This is a genomic window from Stenotrophomonas sp. Ker107b (genome assembly GCF_053847245.1).
In genome coordinates this window covers 1,098,699-1,114,649 of the sequence record NZ_JBSPHX010000001.1, presented here as the reverse complement: position 1 = coordinate 1,114,649, position 15,951 = coordinate 1,098,699, and the positions used below count along the sequence as shown (strand labels likewise).

Below are 15,951 nucleotides of genomic sequence, written 5' to 3'. Positions count from 1 at the left end.
ACGTCCATGTACTCACGCCTCTTCATCCGCTTGGCCGCCCCACTGGTCCTGACCCTTCTGCTCCCCGTTGCCATCGGCTTCGAGTGGCCAGCCGCCCTTCGCTGGGCGATCCTGACCACGATGACGCTCAGCTGGCTGGGCTTCGCCTGGTGGACGGCTCGCGCCCAGAACCAGCGGTCGCCCGAGCAGGCCCGCATCCTGCGTGAGCAGGACCAGTTGCTGAGCGAGCTGCGCTCGTTCGTCGGCAACGAAATCGAAGGCTCCCGCGGCGAAGTCGAACGCGCCCGTGACCTGATCCGCCACGCCGTCAGCGGCCTGGGTGGCAGCTTCGATGCCATGAACCGCAAGTCCCGCCAGCAGAGCCAGGCCCTGGCCCGCATCGTCGACCGCGCCGGTGAAGACGGTGGCGCCGGCGTCGACGTGGCCCGCTTCGCCCAGCACGCCAGCCACCGCATGGAACAGCTGGTGGAAGCGCTGGAACAGGTCAGCGGCCAGAGCAGCAACACCGTGCAGCACATCGATCAGATGGCGCAGCACCTGGATGGCATCTTCGCGCTGCTGGAAGACGTCAAGTCGATTGCCGACCAGACCAACCTGCTGGCCTTGAACGCCGCCATCGAAGCTGCCCGTGCCGGTGAAGCCGGTCGTGGGTTCGCGGTGGTCGCCGACGAAGTCCGCAACCTGTCCGAGCGCTCGACCACCTTCAACGAGCAGATCCGCAAGCTGGCCCACAGCTCCAAGGATGCCATCGCCAAGGTCCGCGAGACGGTTTCGCACATGGCTTCCCGCGATATGGACCGGTCCCGCGAAGCGCGCCAGGAAGCGGCGGCGATGCTCGACAACGTGGCCCAGATCAATGCCTCGCTGGGCGATGGCATGCGCGAGATTTCCGAGTGCGGCCGGGCGATCGACAGCAGCGTGGCCGAAGCGGTCCGCGCCCTGCAGTTCGAGGACATCGCCACCCAGGCCCTGGGCGGCGTGCATACCCACCTGGATCGCCTGACCGCGATCAACCGCGAAGCGGTGGCTCTGCAGGAACTGCTGCAGCGCAATGGCGGCGTGATCGACGAAGAGATCGTCACTGCCCTGCAGCGCACCGGCAACCGCCTGCGCGACATGCGCAGCGAATGGGAGCGTCCGCCGCACAAGGCCGTCGCCCAGCAGAGCATGGCCGCCGGCGCGGTCGAACTGTTCTGATCCAGCGGTACCGTGCCGCCCCCGGCACACCCTGCGGCCCCGGCTCACCCCGGGGCCGTTGCGCTTGCACTACCCGCCTCGCCTGCAGATGATCGACCCATGTTGAATGCGTCCATGTTGTCCGTTGCATCCGTAGCACCCACCGACCTGGAGCCCGTGGCGCAGATTGCCGACGGCGCCCTCCAGGCAGCCATCAAAGACCGCACTCCCCTGCAGGGCCGCGCCCTGATCGCGCATCTGGAGCAGCTTGCTCGGCAGGAGCTGGCGAAACTGGCCAGCCAACCCATTGATCCGGGCACCGCGCCCATCAATCCGGCCCTCGCCGGCCTGGCGTGGGACCTGGGCCTCAGTGGTGATGATCTGGGCGCTGCTGCGCGCTGAGCGTGGGCCGGTGGTCCGGCCAACCCGGGTATTCTTCAGCGTCACACAAGGTGAGTACGCATGAAGGAATGCCTGAAACAGGTGGCATTGCATGCCCAGGGATGGGTTCGGCCCCGCTGTTCAACCCAGGGGCCGATGGAGCCCTTAATGCCATCTCTCACCTCGGCTACGTCCAGATCGACACGCTGTCGGTCATCGAGCGCGCACATCACCACGTGCTGTGGAATCGTGTCCCGGAATACGACCCGGCGTGCTTGAACCATCTCGTCAGCGAAAAAAAGCTCTTCGAGTACTGGTTCCACGCCGCTGCCTACCTGCCGATGCGCGACTATCGCTTCGCGCTGCCCCGAATGTCGTCGATACGCACAGGGGAAAGTCGCCACTTCTGCAACGGCGATCCCTGCCTGATGAAGGTCGCAGAGCGCTGCCTGCCGGATGATCTGGACCTAAGCATCCCGGATGATCACGAGTACGCCGTCCATCTTTTCGAGACCCGCTCAGGGCACACGGCGTCTTCACCGCGAACCAGCTGCTGCTTCTCCGGAGCGGGAAGGCGCTCCGCACCGCCATGCGTGAGGTTGTCCACGATCGGATCACTGCTGGCAGCATCCAACTGGTCATCCACCGTGATCGCCTCAGCGCGCTGTTCGGCTTCGCCCTGAGGCAGCGCGCAGGTCGGTCGAGGGTGCCTCCAAAGGGCTGGCGTCACCCTTGACACCGTCTCCGCCTGGCCGGCAGTGCCATGCCAGGCCCACGGTCGCTCAGAAGGCTACGTAGGCCGTCCTCAGACGCTTTGCGTCACCGCTACATAGCTCTCCCGCGGCGGCGTCTGCAGGCCCTGCTTCAACCACAGCGCCAGATCACGCGGGGCCAGCGGACGCGAGTACAGGTAACCCTGGATCTCATCACAGCCCTGACGGCGCAGCATGGCCTCTTCCTGTTCGGTCTCCACACCCTCGGCCACGACCTTCATGCCCAGTGCATGGCCCAGATGCACGATTGCCTGGGTCACTTCGGCGGTACCGGCGTCGTGCAGCATGCCCTGGACGAAACTGCGGTCGATCTTCAGGCGGCCGACCGGGAACCGGTTGAGGTAATGCAGGTTCGAGAAGCCGGTGCCGAAGTCATCCACCGCGAGCGGGACGCCGTGACGCTCCAGCACATCGAAGCAGTGGCGCAGCACGTCGGTGTCACGGATCAGCGCCGACTCGGTCAGCTCCAGCTCCAGCCGCTGCGGCGGCCAGCCGTGCGCATGGCAGATGTCGATCACGCGTTCGGCAAAGCCGCGGTCACGCAGCTGCACGGCCGAGACATTCACGGCCACACGGTCGAACTCCAGCCCCGCTGCATCCCAGGCGGCGGCCTGGCGGCAGGCCTCGGCCAGCACCCAGTCGCCGATCCGCACAATCTCGCCGCACTTCTCGGCGATCGGGATGAACTCGGCCGGGCTGCAGTAGCCGATCCCGGGCCGATGCCAGCGCAGCAGCGCCTCGATGGCCGGCGGCTGGTCGTTCTCGGCATGCATCAGGGGCTGGTAGGCCAGGGTGAACTCTTCGCGTTCGATCGCACCGAGCAGTGCGTGTTCGATCTCCAGCTTGCGCTGGATCTTGGCCAGCGCGTCCTGGCTGTAGTACTGGTAGGTATTGCGTCCGGCTTCCTTGGCCGCGTACATCGCCGCGTCGGCGGCGCGCAGCAGCGATTCGAAATCCTGGCGGCTCTCATCCAGCATCGCAATGCCGACACTGGCGCCGACCTTGAGCGTGGTTTCACCGCGGTGCAGGGGTTCGGCCAGCGAGGCGATCAGCTTGCGTGCCACATGCCCGGCGTCTTCCGGTGCGGCCAGGTCGCGCAGCACGACGATGAATTCGTCGCCACTGAAGCGGCCGAACAGATCGTTGTTGCGCAGGCTCTGGTGCAGGCGCGAGGCAGCCGCCTTGAGCAGCGCATCGCCGGTGGCGTGGCCGAAGGTGTCGTTGATGGTCTTGAAGCCGTCCAGATCGATGAACAGCATCGCCAGCGGGCTGCCGCGATCGCGTGCTTCCTCGATCGCATCGGCGGTCTGCTCGCGCAACAACATCCGGTTGGGCAGGCCGGTGAGCAGATCGTAATGGGCCAGCAGCTCGATGCGCTCGTTGGCTTCGCGCTCGCGGGTGATGTCACGGAACAGCACTACGAAGCGTGTCGGCAGACCATCGCGACGGTCCAGCTCGATCAGCACCTGCACCCAGATGCGCAGACCGGACTGCCGGTAGAAGCACAGGTCCAGCTGCTCGGGCAGCCCCCCCTCGGCGATCCGGACCAGCGCCGCCTCAAACGCGTCGCGCGAGTCCTGGGTGTACAGGCTCAGCGCCTGGTCCAGCGTGATCGGCTCCTTGCGCAGGCCGTGGATGCGGTAGCACTCCTCGGTCCACTGCATGAGCCGGGTCGCCACCTCGATCTCGCAGCCGCCAATGCGGCCGAGCGCGGAGACGCGGTTGAGCAGCTCGGTGCGCCAGCGGATCAGCGCATCGGTCTGGTGCTGCTCGGTGATGTTCTGCACCTGACCAAGCAGGCGCTGGATGCGCCCGTCGGGGCCGACCAGCGGCTGCATCCACACCCGCAGGTACAGTGCAGCGCCTTTGCTGCGGATCAGCTCCAGTTCCAGGGTCGCTGCAGCGCCATCGCGCCACATGCGGCGCCACGCGCGACGCAGGCGCCCACGCGATTGCGGCTCCATCTGGCGCAGCCAGTGGCGGCGACCGTGCATGGGGTCATCGCCGGTCTCCAGCAGGGCCCGGAACTCGGGCGACCACCAGAACTGGCGCGCCTCCGGGTCCCACGACCAGCTGCCCATGCTGGCGATCCGCTGCGCCTCACGCAGGTGGACCTGCTGCTCAAGCAGCAGCGACTCCATCTGCTTCTGGGCCTGGATGTCGGTATGGGTACCCACCATGCGCAGCGGCTGGCCGTCGGCGGTGCGGGTGACCACGCGGCCGCGGTCCAGCACCCAGCGCCACTCGCCATCGGGGTGGCGGGCGCGGAACTGGGCGGTGTAGGCCGCACTCTCGCCACGCAGGTGCGCGTCCAGAGCGGCACGAACGGCCGCCTGGTCATCAGTGTGAACGTATTCCAGCAGCGCGCTCACGCCGGCGCGGGCGTGCGACTCCTCGATCGGCTGGCCATCCCAGCGCCGCGAGCGGCGCACACTGTCACTGGGCAGGTCCCAGTCCCACAGCCCGTGGCCCGCGTGATCCAGCGCCACTTCCCAGCGGCTGCCGGCGACGCTGGCGACCGGCTCGGGCACGCTCACGGTAAAGGCCAGCAGGTGGCCATCCGGATCGTGCACGGCGCGCATCCAGCCATCGAGTCGCCCGGCCGGGCCGCCCGGCAGCTGGCAGGGAATCAGGCCGCCATCCGCGGCGAGCAGGCGCAGGTCCTCCAACATCTCGCCGTACGCGGCAATCGTCGCCGGCAGGCCGTGTTCACGCGCGGCCGGATTGGCCGCGAGCGGGCGACCAGCACGGTCGAGGATGACCAGCGCCGACGCCAGCGGGTGCTGCAGCAGACTCGCGATAATCCCTTGATCCACGCCTGTAACTCCGATAACGCACCCGACAGCCGGGAACGCAATCGTTAGCGGCGGGTTTTGCGGATTATTGAGCGTTCCGGCCACCTGCATCCCCACCGGGGACAGGTAAGATGACGCTCGCCTTTCCCGATCGGCCCGCCCTGCCCCATGCCCACCGACCTGCCAGGCCACCCCGAACCCGCCGCCGCGACCTCGCTGGCCCGCGATCTGCGCCGTGACCGCTGGCGTGTGGTGGTGGCTTACCTGGTGCTGGCGCTGGTCTGGATCCTGTGCAGCGATGCCGCGGTCAAAGTGGTCGCCGGCGATATGCAGACCGCCGCCCAATGGCAGACCATCAAGGGCACCTTCTTCGTGCTCTCCAGTGCCGCCCTGATCTATCTGCTGCTGCGGCCGCTGGCCCAGCACGTCCTGAGCACCCATGCGCGCCTGGAATCCTCGGAGACCCGCCACCGCCAGATGTTCGAAGGCAACCCCGGGCCGATCCTGGTCTATGACCTGGACTCGCTGGCGATCCTGGACGTCAATCCCGCCGCTGCCAGTTTCTTCGGCTACAGCCGTGACGCCTTCACTGCGATGCCGATCAACGCGCTGTGGCCGCCTGGCGATGTCCCCGCGTTGGAGGTCAAGCTGGCGCAGATCCGCGAGAATCCCGACCAGCTGTGCGTGATCACCGCCGATCTGTGCCTGAGCGATGGCAGTACCCGGCGCATGGAGATGCGCAGCAACCTCATCAGTTATGGCGGCCGCCGCTCGCGACTGCTGATCGCGATCGACCGCACGCGCGAAGACCAGGCCCTGCAACGTCGCGATCAGGCGCTCGCCCGCGTCGAGGAAGCGCACGAGATGGCGCGGATCGGCGCCTGGGAAATCGATCCCGCCACCGGGCTGGGCCGTTACGCCAACCAGGTCTATCGGCTGCTTGGCCGGCGCCCGCCCGAAGCGCGTCGCTGGCATCGCTTCGATGAGCTGCTGGTACCGGCCGACCCGGCCACCGCCGCACTCAGCGAGCAGCTGCTGCAGGACATGACCTCCGGCGAGCCGGTGCAGATCGATGTCCTGCTCCCGCTGCTGGCGATGGATGGTCGTGCATTGATGGTGCACCTGCGCGCCGAGAGCGGCCAGGACGATGCCGGCCGGCCACGCGTGCTCGGCACCCTGCAGGACGTCACCGAACGCGAGCAGTCGCGGCGCCTGCTGCGTGAACGTGAGGAACAATTCCGCGAACTGGTGCGGGTGCTGCCCGATGGCGTGGTGATCCTCTCCGAAGAACATGTGCTGTACGCCAATGCCTGCGCCGCGGCGCAGTTCGGCTACGGCCAGCACACGCTGCTGGGCGAACCGCTGGCGGCCCTGGTCGCCACCGACGACCTGCCGCGGGTCCGCGGCCAGCTGTTCGCCAAGGTGCCGCAGCAGAGCGTCAGCGCCGGTGAGGTGATCGGCATGCGGCGGCTCAATGGCGAGCGTTTCCAGGCCGGGCTGGCCGTCGGTGACGTGCGGTATGGCGGGCGCAACTGCAAGCTGCTGATCGTGCGCGACCTCAGCGAGCCCGAGCGCATCCGCGAGGCACTGGAAACCAGCAACCGCGAGCTGCAGGCCATGGCCGGGCGCCTGTTCTCGCTGCAGGAAGACGAACGGCGGGCGATCTCGCGCGACCTGCACGACGATATCGGTCAGGCCATCACCGCGATGAAGTTGTCGGCCTATGCGGCGCAGGACGAGCAGGACGCCGCGCGCCGTGACGAGGACCTGGCCCAGATCATCCAGCTGGCCGACGCCACCGTGGGCAAGCTGCGCGACATCTCCACCCTGCTGCGCCCGCCACAGCTCGATGCACTGGGCCTGGAAGCAGCGCTGCGCTGGCAGGCCGGCGTGCTGTTCCGCTCGGCGGCGATCGACCTGCTGCCGGACATCCAGTCACTGCCACGGCGGCCGGCCGGTGATATCGAGCAGGCCTGTTTCCGCATCGCGCAGGAAAGCCTCACCAATGTGCTGCGCCACGCCCGCGCCAGCCAGGTCAATCTGCACCTGCGCGATGTCGACGACCACGGCCTGCACCTGCAGGTCCGCGATGACGGCGAAGGCTTCGACCCGGAAGGCCCACGCGGCCTCGGCCTGATCGTGATGCGCGAGCGCGCGCAGAGCGTGGGTGGCACCCTGCGCATTGAATCGGCGCACGGCGCCGGTACCCTGATCGACCTTTACCTGCCGTATCGCGCCTCGGGCGCGACGGCTCACGACTCTCTGGAACACTGAGCCCATGTGGAACCCTTCCCTGCCCCTGGTCAGCATCGAGGACGCGCCGCCCCGCCTGGGCGCCGGCAACCCTGAGCTGCAGGCCATGGTGACCGAGGCTGCCTCCGGCGGCACGCCGCTGATGCTGATGCACGTGGACATCGACCACTTCGCCTCGGTCAACGAGAACATGAGCGCCGAAGTGGGCGATCAGGCCCTGGTACTGGTCGCCCAGCGCCTGCAGCACCACCTGCGCGGGCGCGGCAAGCTGTGGCGCCACGGCAGCGATGAGTTCCTGCTGGCCGTCCCGCGCACGGCCGAAATGCCGCTGCCCGAAGACCTGGCCGAGGAAATCCGCCAACAGCTGGAGCTGCCGCTGTCGGTGCTGCCGTACACGCTGTTCATGACCGGCAAGCTGGGCGTGAGCCTGTGCCCGGAACACGCCACCGGCGTGTCGCGCCTGCTCGATCACGCCGAAGACGCGCTGTACCAGGCCGCCCGCGAAGGCGGCAATGCGGTGCGCATCCATGCGGTGGATACGCCCTCCAGCGCGCACAGCGAGAGCATCATCGCGCGCCAGATTGTCGACGCGATCCCCAATGGCGAGCTCAAGCTGCGCTACCAGCCGCTGGTGAGCGCCCGCGATGGCCACGTGGTCGGCATGGAGGCGCTGCTGCGCTGGCAGTCGCCCACGCTGGGCATGCTGGTGCCGGAGCGCTTCATGCGCACCGCCGAGCGGCTGGGCATCATCGTGCAGATCGGCACGTGGGTGCTGGAAGGCGCCTTGAAGCAGGCCAAGCTGTGGCGCGACCAGGGCTTCGACGATTTCACCATCGCGGTCAACGTCTCCACACTGCAGCTGCTGCGCCCGAACTTCTTCGCCGAGGTGATGTCGCTGCTGCAGGCCGCTGGCGTGCCGGCGCACATGCTCACGCTGGAGATCAACGAAAGCGCGCTGACCAACAACGTCAACTTCGTCCACGAGACGCTGGTCAACCTGCGTAACGAAGGCATCAGCCTGAGCCTGGACAACTTCGGCACCGGTGATTCCAGCCTCAGCGCGCTGGTCCGCTACCCGGTGGACAAGCTGAAGATCGACCGCAGCTTCATCAAGAGCGCGCCGGCCGGCAACCGCGAGGCCGCGATCGCCCGCGCGATCATCGCCATGGGCCACCAGCTGGGCATGACGGTGATCGCCAACGGCGTGGAGTCGCAGGCACAGCTGGGCTTCCTGCGCCGCAACGACTGCGATGTGTTCCAGGGCTATCTGTTCGGTGAGCCGATGTCGGCCGATGCCGCCGGCATGACCCTGCGCCGTCGCTACCTGCGCCCGGAAGCATTCGCCGAGACCCGCCCGGACCGCACGCTGTTGCTGCTGGATGACGAGGAGAACGTGCTGCGCTCACTGGTGCGTCTGTTCCGCCGCGACGGTTACCGCATTCTCGCTGCCGGCAACGTCCGCGATGCCTTTGATCTGCTGGCCATCAACGACGTGCAGGTGATCCTGTCCGATCAGCGCATGAGCGACATGAGCGGCACCGAGTTCCTGGGCAGGGTGAAGATGCTCTACCCGGACACGATCCGGCTGGTGCTGTCCGGCTACACGGACCTCAACACGGTCACCGACGCGATCAACCGCGGCGCGATCTACCGGTTCCTGACCAAGCCATGGAACGACGATGAGCTGCGCAAGCACATCCACCAGGCGTTCCGCACGCACGAGGAACAGCGCCGGGCCAACACCGCGCCTGCGGTGGCTGCCCCGGCAGACGACTGATCAGCGCGGCTGCTTGATCGGCAGCACCACGCGGAATTTCGACCCCACGCCCGGTGTGCTGTCCAGGTCGATGCGACCGTGGTGCTTGTTGATGATGCTGTAGGAGATCGACAGGCCCAGGCCGGTGCCGCTGCCCACCGGCTTGGTGGTGAAGAAGGGATCGAAGATGCGCTGGCGCAGATCCGGCGAGATGCCCCCGCCGGTATCTTCGAACTCCACCCAGACTGTCTCACCATCCACGCCGGTGCGCACGTTGATCGTGCCGCGGTCGGCGATGGCGTGGCCAGCGTTGAGCAGCAGGTTCATGTAGACCTGGTTCAACTCCGACGGCAGGCACTCCACCAGCGGCAGCTGGCCGAACTCGCGGTGCAGGGTCACCTTGTACTTGAGCTCGTTCCAGATGATGTTGATCGTGGATTCCAGACCGGCATGCAGGTCGACCAGCTTCCACGACTCATCGCGGCCGGAGTAAGAGAAGTCCTTCAGATCGCGCACGATGCGCGTCACCCGCTCGATGCCCTCGCGCGATTCGGCCATCAGCTGCGGCAGATCGCGGCTGATGAAATCGATGTCGAAGCGCTGACGGATGTCGTCGATCTCCGGGATCAGCGCCTTCGGATCGGGCGCACGCAGCGCACGCTCGTACGCTTCGATCACGGTGAACAGACTGCGCAGGTATTCCTGCAGGCTGCCCAGGTTGGAGTGCACGTAGCCGATCGGGTTGTTGATCTCGTGCGCCACACCGGCGGCCAGCTGGCCGATGGAGGCCATCTTTTCGGACTGCAGCAGTTTTTCCTGGGTGCCGTTGAGGCGCAGGTACGCCTGGCGCAGCTCGGCATGACGCTGCTGCAGCTCGCGCTCGTAGTCTTCCTGGCCTTCGATACGGCGGAACAGCGCCAGATAGTGCCGCTGGCCACCATCGTCGTGGTGGTAGACGTGGGCGATGACCATGCGCTCACCGACCGGCAGGCTGCCATTCCAATGGCCGTTGAGGCGTGCCTGCTCCAGCGCATCGGGCGGTAGCAGCTGGCGCAGCCATTGCGCGGGGGTCAGATCGGCATCGCGTTCGGCCTGGCCGAGAATCTCACTGACCGCGGTGTTGGCCAGCGCGACGCTGCCGTCCTCACGAAACAGCAGGACCCCTTCCTTGATCCGCTCGAACAGGGCAAGCAGAACCGGATGCGGGGGCAACGGGGCGGTGACAAGGGAGGACGTTACGGTCACGGTCACATCGGGCGGCTGGAAAACAGGCGCCCAATATACGCGGTGACGTCATCGTCGGCAGCCTGGGGCCGCCGGATCGGGCTGCTCAGGCGACCGCGAGCGGCCGCCGGGTGTGCAGCGTGTGCGACTGGCCCTTGGCGTCGTACGCCGAGGAATCCTCGCTGCGGCCGAGTTGGCGCAGCGCCCAGTTGACCTCGCGGCGGCGCCGCGACAGCAGCACGCCGTTGGCGCGATTGCGCTCGGCCAGCTCCTGCACGCGCTCGGCCTGGCCGAGCGGCAATGCGGCCTCGAGGGCCCGCAACGCCTCCAGCTTGGCACCGGTCGCGCGGATCAGGGCCTGCACGTCATGCTCGACCAATGCCTGGCGTTCGACGTCCAAGGCATCGCTGAGGCGCTGCAGCGGCTCGCTCATCGCCAGCTTCATCCCTGCAGCTGCTGGTCCAGCTCAAGCATGCGCGAGGCGATCGCGTCGGGATTGATCTTGTAGGTGCCGTTCTGCAGCGAATCACGCACGGCCTGGACGCGGTTGGCATCGATTGCCGGAGCCGTGGACAGTTCACGCTGCATGGCCTGCAGGCTGGTGGCTTCGCCAGTCAGGCGCAGGCTGTCGGCAGCCTCCACCGGGCGCGCCGGGGCATCGGTGCTGACGCTGGGCTTGTTGCCGAGCGCAACACTGCGCAGATGGGCGGTGGCCTGCAGGTTGCCGTCGATTTTCTGGCTCATGGATTTGTCCTGGAAGTACGGTTCACAAGGGATAACGGCCAGTCAGCCGCCATCTTTAGGAGAATATTGCAGGTTTTGCGGTAAAAGTGGCCCGTATTCACAATTCTGGTCAGCGCGCCACTAAAACGTCACCGCTGGCCGCGACGGTGCCCTGCACGATCTTGCGCGAAGAGAGGTTCTCGACCGAGACCCGCTCATTCTCGCCCGCGTCGGCCATGGCGCGCCCGGCGACCCGGACCTCCACCCCGCCGCGCCGGGACACCAGGGCGACACTGTCGCCGCGCCGCACCAGCCGCTGGGCGACCAGATCGTTGGCCGACAGCAAGCTGCCGGCACTCAGGGTCCTGCGTGCCACCCGGCCAACCGCTGCCGCCGGATCGGCCAGCGCAGCACCGGCGATCCGTGCCGCATCACGCTGGCCAGTGGTGATATCGGCCGCGGCCAGGGTTTCTCCAGCGGCCACCCCTCTATTGAGAATGAGCACGGTCTGGTTGCGCCGCACCTTTACCGGTACGAACAAACGCCAGCCGCCCGCGTCGGGGCAGCTCACCTCCACTGTACTGGTCCCGGTGGGCTGGGCGGCCAGCGCTTGACCACACGCCGGCAGGCGCAGTGCCGAGTCCAGGGTGGTGTCACCTTCGCTGCCGGGCGGCAACGTCCCCAGCGCCGCCTGGCGGATGCTGTCCACGGGTTGCCAGCCCCCCGCGGCCCAGGCGGGCGCGGCCAGCAACAGTGCGGCAAAGAGAACAGAACGCATGGGCACTCCACGGGCAAGGATCATGCGCAGCTCGATGCAAGGGTCATGCCGAACTCCTGCGCGCGGGGCGCTCAAGTCGCCGCCGGTGCCGCCGATACCAAGTCCATGTCCCATGACCTGCTCAACCGCATCGACCAGCGTACGCGACTGGCCGGCCACAATCGTCTGGCCCTGCTGCTGTTCCGGCTGGGTGGACGTCAGCTTTTTGGCGTGAATGTCTTCAAGGTGCAGGAAGTGCTGCGGCGCCCGGATCTGTTCCAGGTGCCAGGGCTGCCCAGCCAGTTCGCCGGTGTGGCCGATGTCCGTGGCCGCTCGGTGCCGGTGCTGGACCTGGGCCTGGCGATCGGCCACCCCGAGCGTGAGCCCGATGCCGACAAGGCGCCGGGTTACCTGGTGGTGACCGAGTTCAACCGCTCCATCCAGGGCTTCCTGGTCAGCGGTGTGGAACGCATCGTCAACATTGCCGTCGAAGACATCCATCCGCCGCCGGAACTGGGCGCCGAGTCCAGCTATCTGACCGCAGTCACCCGTTTCCAGGGCGAACTCATCCAGGTGATCGACGTGGAAAGCGTGCTGGCCGACATCGCCGAAGTCCGCGGTGAGGCCGTGCTGGATCCCTCGATGGCCCTGCCCGCCGACGCCCCGCCGATGCAGGTCCTGGTGGTGGACGACTCCCGCGTGGCCCGCCAGCAGATCCGCAGCGTGCTGGACCAGCTGGGGGTCGGGGCGACCCTGCTCTCGGACGGCAAGCAGGCGCTGGACCACCTGCTGCAGATCCACGCCTCCGGGGAGAACCCCGCCGAGCGCTACGCGATGGTGATCTCCGATATCGAGATGCCGGCGATGGACGGCTACACCCTGACGACGGAAATCCGGCGTCACCCGGGCCTGGCCGGCCTGTACGTGCTGCTGCACACCTCCCTGTCGGGCGTGTTCAACAACGCGATGGTCGAGCGGGTCGGCGCGAATGCGTTCGTGGCCAAGTACTCGCCGCATGAGCTGGCGGACTTCCTGCTGGACCGCCTGAAGAAGGTCGCGATGGCGGCGTAAGGGGCGGCCGGCCCTGGCGCCGGCGTCCTTCCCCCGGTGGGTTTACGGCATCCGTGCGTCGCGTGGATGCACACCCGGGGCATGGCTTGCTCATCCACGCATGGCGTGGATCTACCTTGGGGCTTGCCCCCCTTGCCCTGGGGTGGTGAATTCCCCGGCGTGAACATGCCGCCAGCTACCTTCGCGCCCTGCCCTCTGGCACGCCGCTTGCACTGCCCCTGGCATCGTCCCGTGGGAGTGCGCCATGCCCAATCTGATTTCCAACTATCTGGGTGTCCATGCCCAGGCCATGCCGTTGCGCGAGCAGCGGATGAAGCTGATCGCCAGCAACCTGAGCAACGCCGATACCCCCGGCTACAAGGCCCAGGACCTGGATTTCGATGCCGCGTTGCGTAATGCCCAGGGCCTGGATGCAAACGGCCTGATGAAAACCACCAACGAACAGCATTATGAGATCGGCGGCGGGCTGAACCCGTTCCAGATCGCCAAAGAAGGCGTGCAGCCGAGCATCGACGGCAACACCGTCGACCCGGATGCCGAACGCGCCGCCTACGGCCGCGCTGCGCTGGAGTACCGCGCCTCGCTGAGCTTCGTCGAATCCAAGGTGCGCTCGATGCTCACCGCGATCACGGGGCAATAAGCCATGAGCAACCTGCCCATTTTCGATATCGCCGGTTCCGCGCTGCAGGCGCAGTCCGTGCGCATGAGCACCATCGCCTCCAACCTCTCCAACGCCGACACCGTCGCCGGTTCGGCCGATGCGGTCTACAAGCCGCTGGAGCCGATCTTCCAGTCGGTCACCAGCCGCACCGACCCGAACATCACCACGGTGCAGGTCAAGGAGATCAGCCAGAGCAACGCCGCGCCGATCCAGCGCTACGAGCCGGGCCACCCGCTGGCCGATGCCGATGGCTACATCTACCAGCCCGACGTGGACCCGGTCGCGCAGATGGTCAACCTGATCTCGACCTCGCGCAACTACCAGGCCGGCGTGGAGATGCTGACCACCGCCAAGGAACTGGCGCTGGCCACGCTGACCATGGGTCGCTGACCCTCACTCCCCAGGAATCGACCCCCATGAGCACCACCAACGGCGTTGGCCAGAACAGCAGCGACATCTACACCGCGCTGGGCCTGAACGCACCCAACAGCGACACCAGCAAGAAGAAAAGCACCTTGGACCAGGCCGACTTCATGCGCCTGATGACCGAGCAGCTGCGTCACCAGGATCCGCTCAAGCCGATGGACAACACCCAGATGGTCGCGCAGATGGCGCAGCTGTCGCAGGTCCAGGGCATCACCGACCTCAACAACACGGTCAAGGGCTTCCAGGATTCGATGTCCAGCGACCAGATCCTGCGCGGCGCGGCCCTGGTGGGTCACGAAGTGCTGGTGCCCTCGGAGAAGCTCGCGCTGGAGAAGGACGGCGACGTCACCGGCATGGTCGCCGCGCCCGGCGCCGGCTTCGTGACGGTGGACATCACCGATGCCAACGGCGTGAAGGTCAACCAGATCAGCGTGGAAGCCAAGGCCTCCGGCGAAGTCACCTTCGATTGGGACGGCAAGGATGCCAACGGCAACCGCATGGCCGAAGGCACCTACACCATCGTCGCTTCGCATACCGACACCGCTGGCGCCAAGACCAAGCTCAACACCTATGTGCAGGCCCCGGTAGAGAGCGTCACGGTCGGCACGGATGGCCTGTACCTCAACCTCAAGGGTCTGGGCACGGCCCCGATCGATTACGTGCTCCGCATCAGCTGAGCCGCACCACCCGAATCCACAGGAGCAACCCATGGGCTTCAACGTCTCGTTGTCCGGCATCAACGCAGCCAATGCCGATCTGAACGTCACGGCGAACAACATCGCCAACGTCAACACCACCGGCTTCAAGCAGTCGCGCGCCGAATTCGCCGATCTGTTCTCGGCCACCAGCTACGGCCTGTCCAAGAACGCGGTCGGCTCGGGCGTACGCCTGACCAACGTCGCCCAGCAGTTCTCGCAGGGCAACAACGAACAGACCGGGCGCAGCCTGGACATGGCCATTTCCGGTGAGGGCTTCTTCACCATGACCATGAACGGTGCGCGTGTGTATTCGCGCGCCGGCAACTTCCAGACCGACCAGGCCGGCTACGTGATCAACCCGCAGGGTGCACGCCTGCAGGTGTTCGCACCCAACGCCGACGGCACCAACTTCGATGCCGGCCGCCTGACCGACCTGCAGCTGCTGACCACCGACAGCCCGCCCAAGCAGACCACCGGCGTCAACATCAGCTTCACCCTGCCGGCCAACGCCAAGACGCCGACGGTCACCGACTTTGATCCGGCCGATTCGAACAGCTACAACCATTCGACCGGTGGCATCACCGTGTACGACTCGCTGGGCGTCAGCCACACCCAGACCTCGTACTTCGTCAAGACCGCAACCACCAACCAGTGGCAGGTCTACAACTTCGTCGACGGCCAGCAGGTTGGCGCCGCAACGCCGATGGCCTTCAACGAATCCGGTGCACTGACCAACCCGGCCAACGGCAAGATCGCGTTCACCGCGTTCAGCCCGACCACCGGCGCCGGCGATCTGTCGCTGACCCTGGATATCAGCGGCTCGACCCAGTACGGCGAGAAGTTCGCCCTGCGCAACACCCAGCAGGACGGCTACGCGGCCGGCAAGCTCAACGAAATCACCGTGTCTGAAGAAGGCGTCGTCTACGCGCGCTACTCCAACGGCGATGACCGCCCGCTGGGCCAGGTCGCGCTGACCACCTTCAACAACGCGCAGGGCCTGGAAGCCAAGGGCAACAACCTGTGGGTGGAAACCTTCAACTCCGGCACCCCGCGAACCGGCGCGCCGGACAGCTCCAACCTGGGCAAGGTCCAGGCCGGTTCGCTGGAAGCCTCCACGGTCGACCTGACCGAGCAGCTGGTCAACATGATCACCGCCCAGCGCAACTTCCAGGCGAACTCGCAGATGGTCTCCACGCAGGACCAGATCACCCAGACCATCATCAACCTGCGTTGATGAGCCACTGACCGCAACACGGG

The 15,951-nt window shown here is 66.7% G+C and carries 15 protein-coding genes; 10 read left to right on the top strand and 5 right to left on the bottom strand.

What is annotated here, in order from left to right; all coding sequences use genetic code 11:
• The first annotated feature begins 6 nt into the window (after positions 1-6).
• The 3 genes from ACWV8V_RS05240 to ACWV8V_RS05230 all read left to right on the top strand — a co-directional run bounded on the left by ACWV8V_RS05240 (position 7) and on the right by ACWV8V_RS05230 (position 2,240).
• Complete coding sequence (locus ACWV8V_RS05240; RefSeq protein WP_259260893.1) at positions 7-1,197, top strand: methyl-accepting chemotaxis protein; 1,191 nt, start codon at positions 7-9, stop codon at positions 1,195-1,197.
• 99 nt (positions 1,198-1,296) lie between these two features.
• On the top strand, positions 1,297-1,578 hold the full coding sequence (locus tag ACWV8V_RS05235) for a hypothetical protein (RefSeq protein ID WP_455899105.1): 282 nt from the start codon (positions 1,297-1,299) through the stop codon (positions 1,576-1,578).
• 68 nt (positions 1,579-1,646) lie between these two features.
• Positions 1,647-2,240, top strand: a complete 594-nt coding sequence (locus tag ACWV8V_RS05230; RefSeq protein WP_455899104.1) for a DNA glycosylase AlkZ-like family protein — start codon at positions 1,647-1,649, stop codon at positions 2,238-2,240.
• Positions 2,241-2,362: 122 nt separating this feature from the next.
• On the opposite strand, the gene ACWV8V_RS05225 is transcribed toward ACWV8V_RS05230, so the two are convergent.
• Positions 2,363-5,146: a bifunctional diguanylate cyclase/phosphodiesterase gene (locus ACWV8V_RS05225; RefSeq protein ID WP_259260896.1), complete on the bottom strand. Its 2,784-nt coding sequence runs from the start codon at positions 5,144-5,146 to the stop codon at positions 2,363-2,365.
• Between the two features lie 147 nt (positions 5,147-5,293).
• Here ACWV8V_RS05225 and ACWV8V_RS05220 point away from each other — a divergent pair, with 147 nt between their 5' ends.
• A complete protein-coding gene (locus ACWV8V_RS05220) occupies positions 5,294-7,399 on the top strand; it encodes a sensor histidine kinase (protein ID WP_455899103.1) in 2,106 nt (701 codons plus the stop codon).
• 4 nt (positions 7,400-7,403) lie between these two features.
• Positions 7,404-9,155 (top strand): EAL domain-containing protein, encoded by a 1,752-nt coding sequence (locus ACWV8V_RS05215; protein WP_259260898.1) that lies wholly within the window; start codon positions 7,404-7,406, stop codon positions 9,153-9,155.
• Here ACWV8V_RS05215 and ACWV8V_RS05210 read toward each other — a convergent pair whose 3' ends face one another.
• The 4 genes from ACWV8V_RS05210 to flgA all read right to left on the bottom strand — a co-directional run bounded on the left by ACWV8V_RS05210 (position 9,156) and on the right by flgA (position 11,859).
• Positions 9,156-10,385: an ATP-binding protein gene (locus ACWV8V_RS05210; RefSeq protein ID WP_455899102.1), complete on the bottom strand. Its 1,230-nt coding sequence runs from the start codon at positions 10,383-10,385 to the stop codon at positions 9,156-9,158.
• Positions 10,386-10,464: 79 nt separating this feature from the next.
• Positions 10,465-10,803, bottom strand: coding sequence for a flagellar protein FlgN (locus ACWV8V_RS05205; RefSeq protein ID WP_123729227.1), 339 nt, complete (start codon positions 10,801-10,803; stop codon positions 10,465-10,467).
• On the bottom strand, positions 10,800-11,102 hold the full coding sequence (gene flgM, locus ACWV8V_RS05200; protein ID WP_123729226.1) for a flagellar biosynthesis anti-sigma factor FlgM: 303 nt from the start codon (positions 11,100-11,102) through the stop codon (positions 10,800-10,802). The genes ACWV8V_RS05205 and flgM overlap by 4 nt, the downstream gene beginning before the upstream one ends.
• Positions 11,103-11,211: 109 nt before the next feature.
• Positions 11,212-11,859 (bottom strand): flagellar basal body P-ring formation chaperone FlgA, encoded by a 648-nt coding sequence (gene flgA / locus ACWV8V_RS05195; RefSeq protein ID WP_455899101.1) that lies wholly within the window; start codon positions 11,857-11,859, stop codon positions 11,212-11,214.
• 105 nt (positions 11,860-11,964) lie between these two features.
• Between flgA and ACWV8V_RS05190 the strand changes: the two genes are divergently transcribed.
• The 5 genes from ACWV8V_RS05190 (at position 11,965) to flgE (ending at position 15,928) form a co-directional block, all read left to right on the top strand.
• Positions 11,965-12,909, top strand: a complete 945-nt coding sequence (locus ACWV8V_RS05190; protein ID WP_259260901.1) for a chemotaxis protein — start codon at positions 11,965-11,967, stop codon at positions 12,907-12,909.
• Between the two features lie 244 nt (positions 12,910-13,153).
• Positions 13,154-13,549: a flagellar basal body rod protein FlgB gene (gene flgB, locus ACWV8V_RS05185; RefSeq protein ID WP_123729224.1), complete on the top strand. Its 396-nt coding sequence runs from the start codon at positions 13,154-13,156 to the stop codon at positions 13,547-13,549.
• A gap of 3 nt (positions 13,550-13,552) precedes the next feature.
• Positions 13,553-13,960: a flagellar basal body rod protein FlgC gene (gene flgC / locus ACWV8V_RS05180; protein ID WP_088435081.1), complete on the top strand. Its 408-nt coding sequence runs from the start codon at positions 13,553-13,555 to the stop codon at positions 13,958-13,960.
• Between the two features lie 26 nt (positions 13,961-13,986).
• Complete coding sequence (locus ACWV8V_RS05175; RefSeq protein ID WP_259260902.1) at positions 13,987-14,673, top strand: flagellar hook assembly protein FlgD; 687 nt, start codon at positions 13,987-13,989, stop codon at positions 14,671-14,673.
• Between the two features lie 31 nt (positions 14,674-14,704).
• Positions 14,705-15,928, top strand: coding sequence for a flagellar hook protein FlgE (gene flgE / locus ACWV8V_RS05170; protein ID WP_259260903.1), 1,224 nt, complete (start codon positions 14,705-14,707; stop codon positions 15,926-15,928).
• Positions 15,929-15,951 lie beyond the last annotated feature (23 nt).

Excerpts from the sequence above, each read along its gene's own strand:
- ACWV8V_RS05205 (WP_123729227.1), bottom strand. The coding sequence starts at position 10,803 with ATGAAGCTGGCGATGAGCGAGCCGCTGCAGCGCCTCAGCGATGCCTTG.
- flgB (WP_123729224.1), top strand. The coding sequence starts at position 13,154 with ATGCCCAATCTGATTTCCAACTATCTGGGTGTCCATGCCCAGGCCATG.
- ACWV8V_RS05230 (WP_455899104.1), top strand. The coding sequence starts at position 1,647 with ATGCCTGAAACAGGTGGCATTGCATGCCCAGGGATGGGTTCGGCCCCG.
- ACWV8V_RS05240 (WP_259260893.1), top strand. The coding sequence starts at position 7 with ATGTACTCACGCCTCTTCATCCGCTTGGCCGCCCCACTGGTCCTGACC.
- flgM (WP_123729226.1), bottom strand. The coding sequence starts at position 11,102 with ATGAGCCAGAAAATCGACGGCAACCTGCAGGCCACCGCCCATCTGCGC.
- flgE (WP_259260903.1), top strand. The coding sequence starts at position 14,705 with ATGGGCTTCAACGTCTCGTTGTCCGGCATCAACGCAGCCAATGCCGAT.
- ACWV8V_RS05215 (WP_259260898.1), top strand. The coding sequence starts at position 7,404 with ATGTGGAACCCTTCCCTGCCCCTGGTCAGCATCGAGGACGCGCCGCCC.
- ACWV8V_RS05220 (WP_455899103.1), top strand. The coding sequence starts at position 5,294 with ATGCCCACCGACCTGCCAGGCCACCCCGAACCCGCCGCCGCGACCTCG.
- ACWV8V_RS05175 (WP_259260902.1), top strand. The coding sequence starts at position 13,987 with ATGAGCACCACCAACGGCGTTGGCCAGAACAGCAGCGACATCTACACC.
- flgA (WP_455899101.1), bottom strand. The coding sequence starts at position 11,859 with ATGCGTTCTGTTCTCTTTGCCGCACTGTTGCTGGCCGCGCCCGCCTGG.
- ACWV8V_RS05190 (WP_259260901.1), top strand. The coding sequence starts at position 11,965 with ATGTCCCATGACCTGCTCAACCGCATCGACCAGCGTACGCGACTGGCC.
- flgC (WP_088435081.1), top strand. The coding sequence starts at position 13,553 with ATGAGCAACCTGCCCATTTTCGATATCGCCGGTTCCGCGCTGCAGGCG.
- ACWV8V_RS05235 (WP_455899105.1), top strand. The coding sequence starts at position 1,297 with ATGTTGAATGCGTCCATGTTGTCCGTTGCATCCGTAGCACCCACCGAC.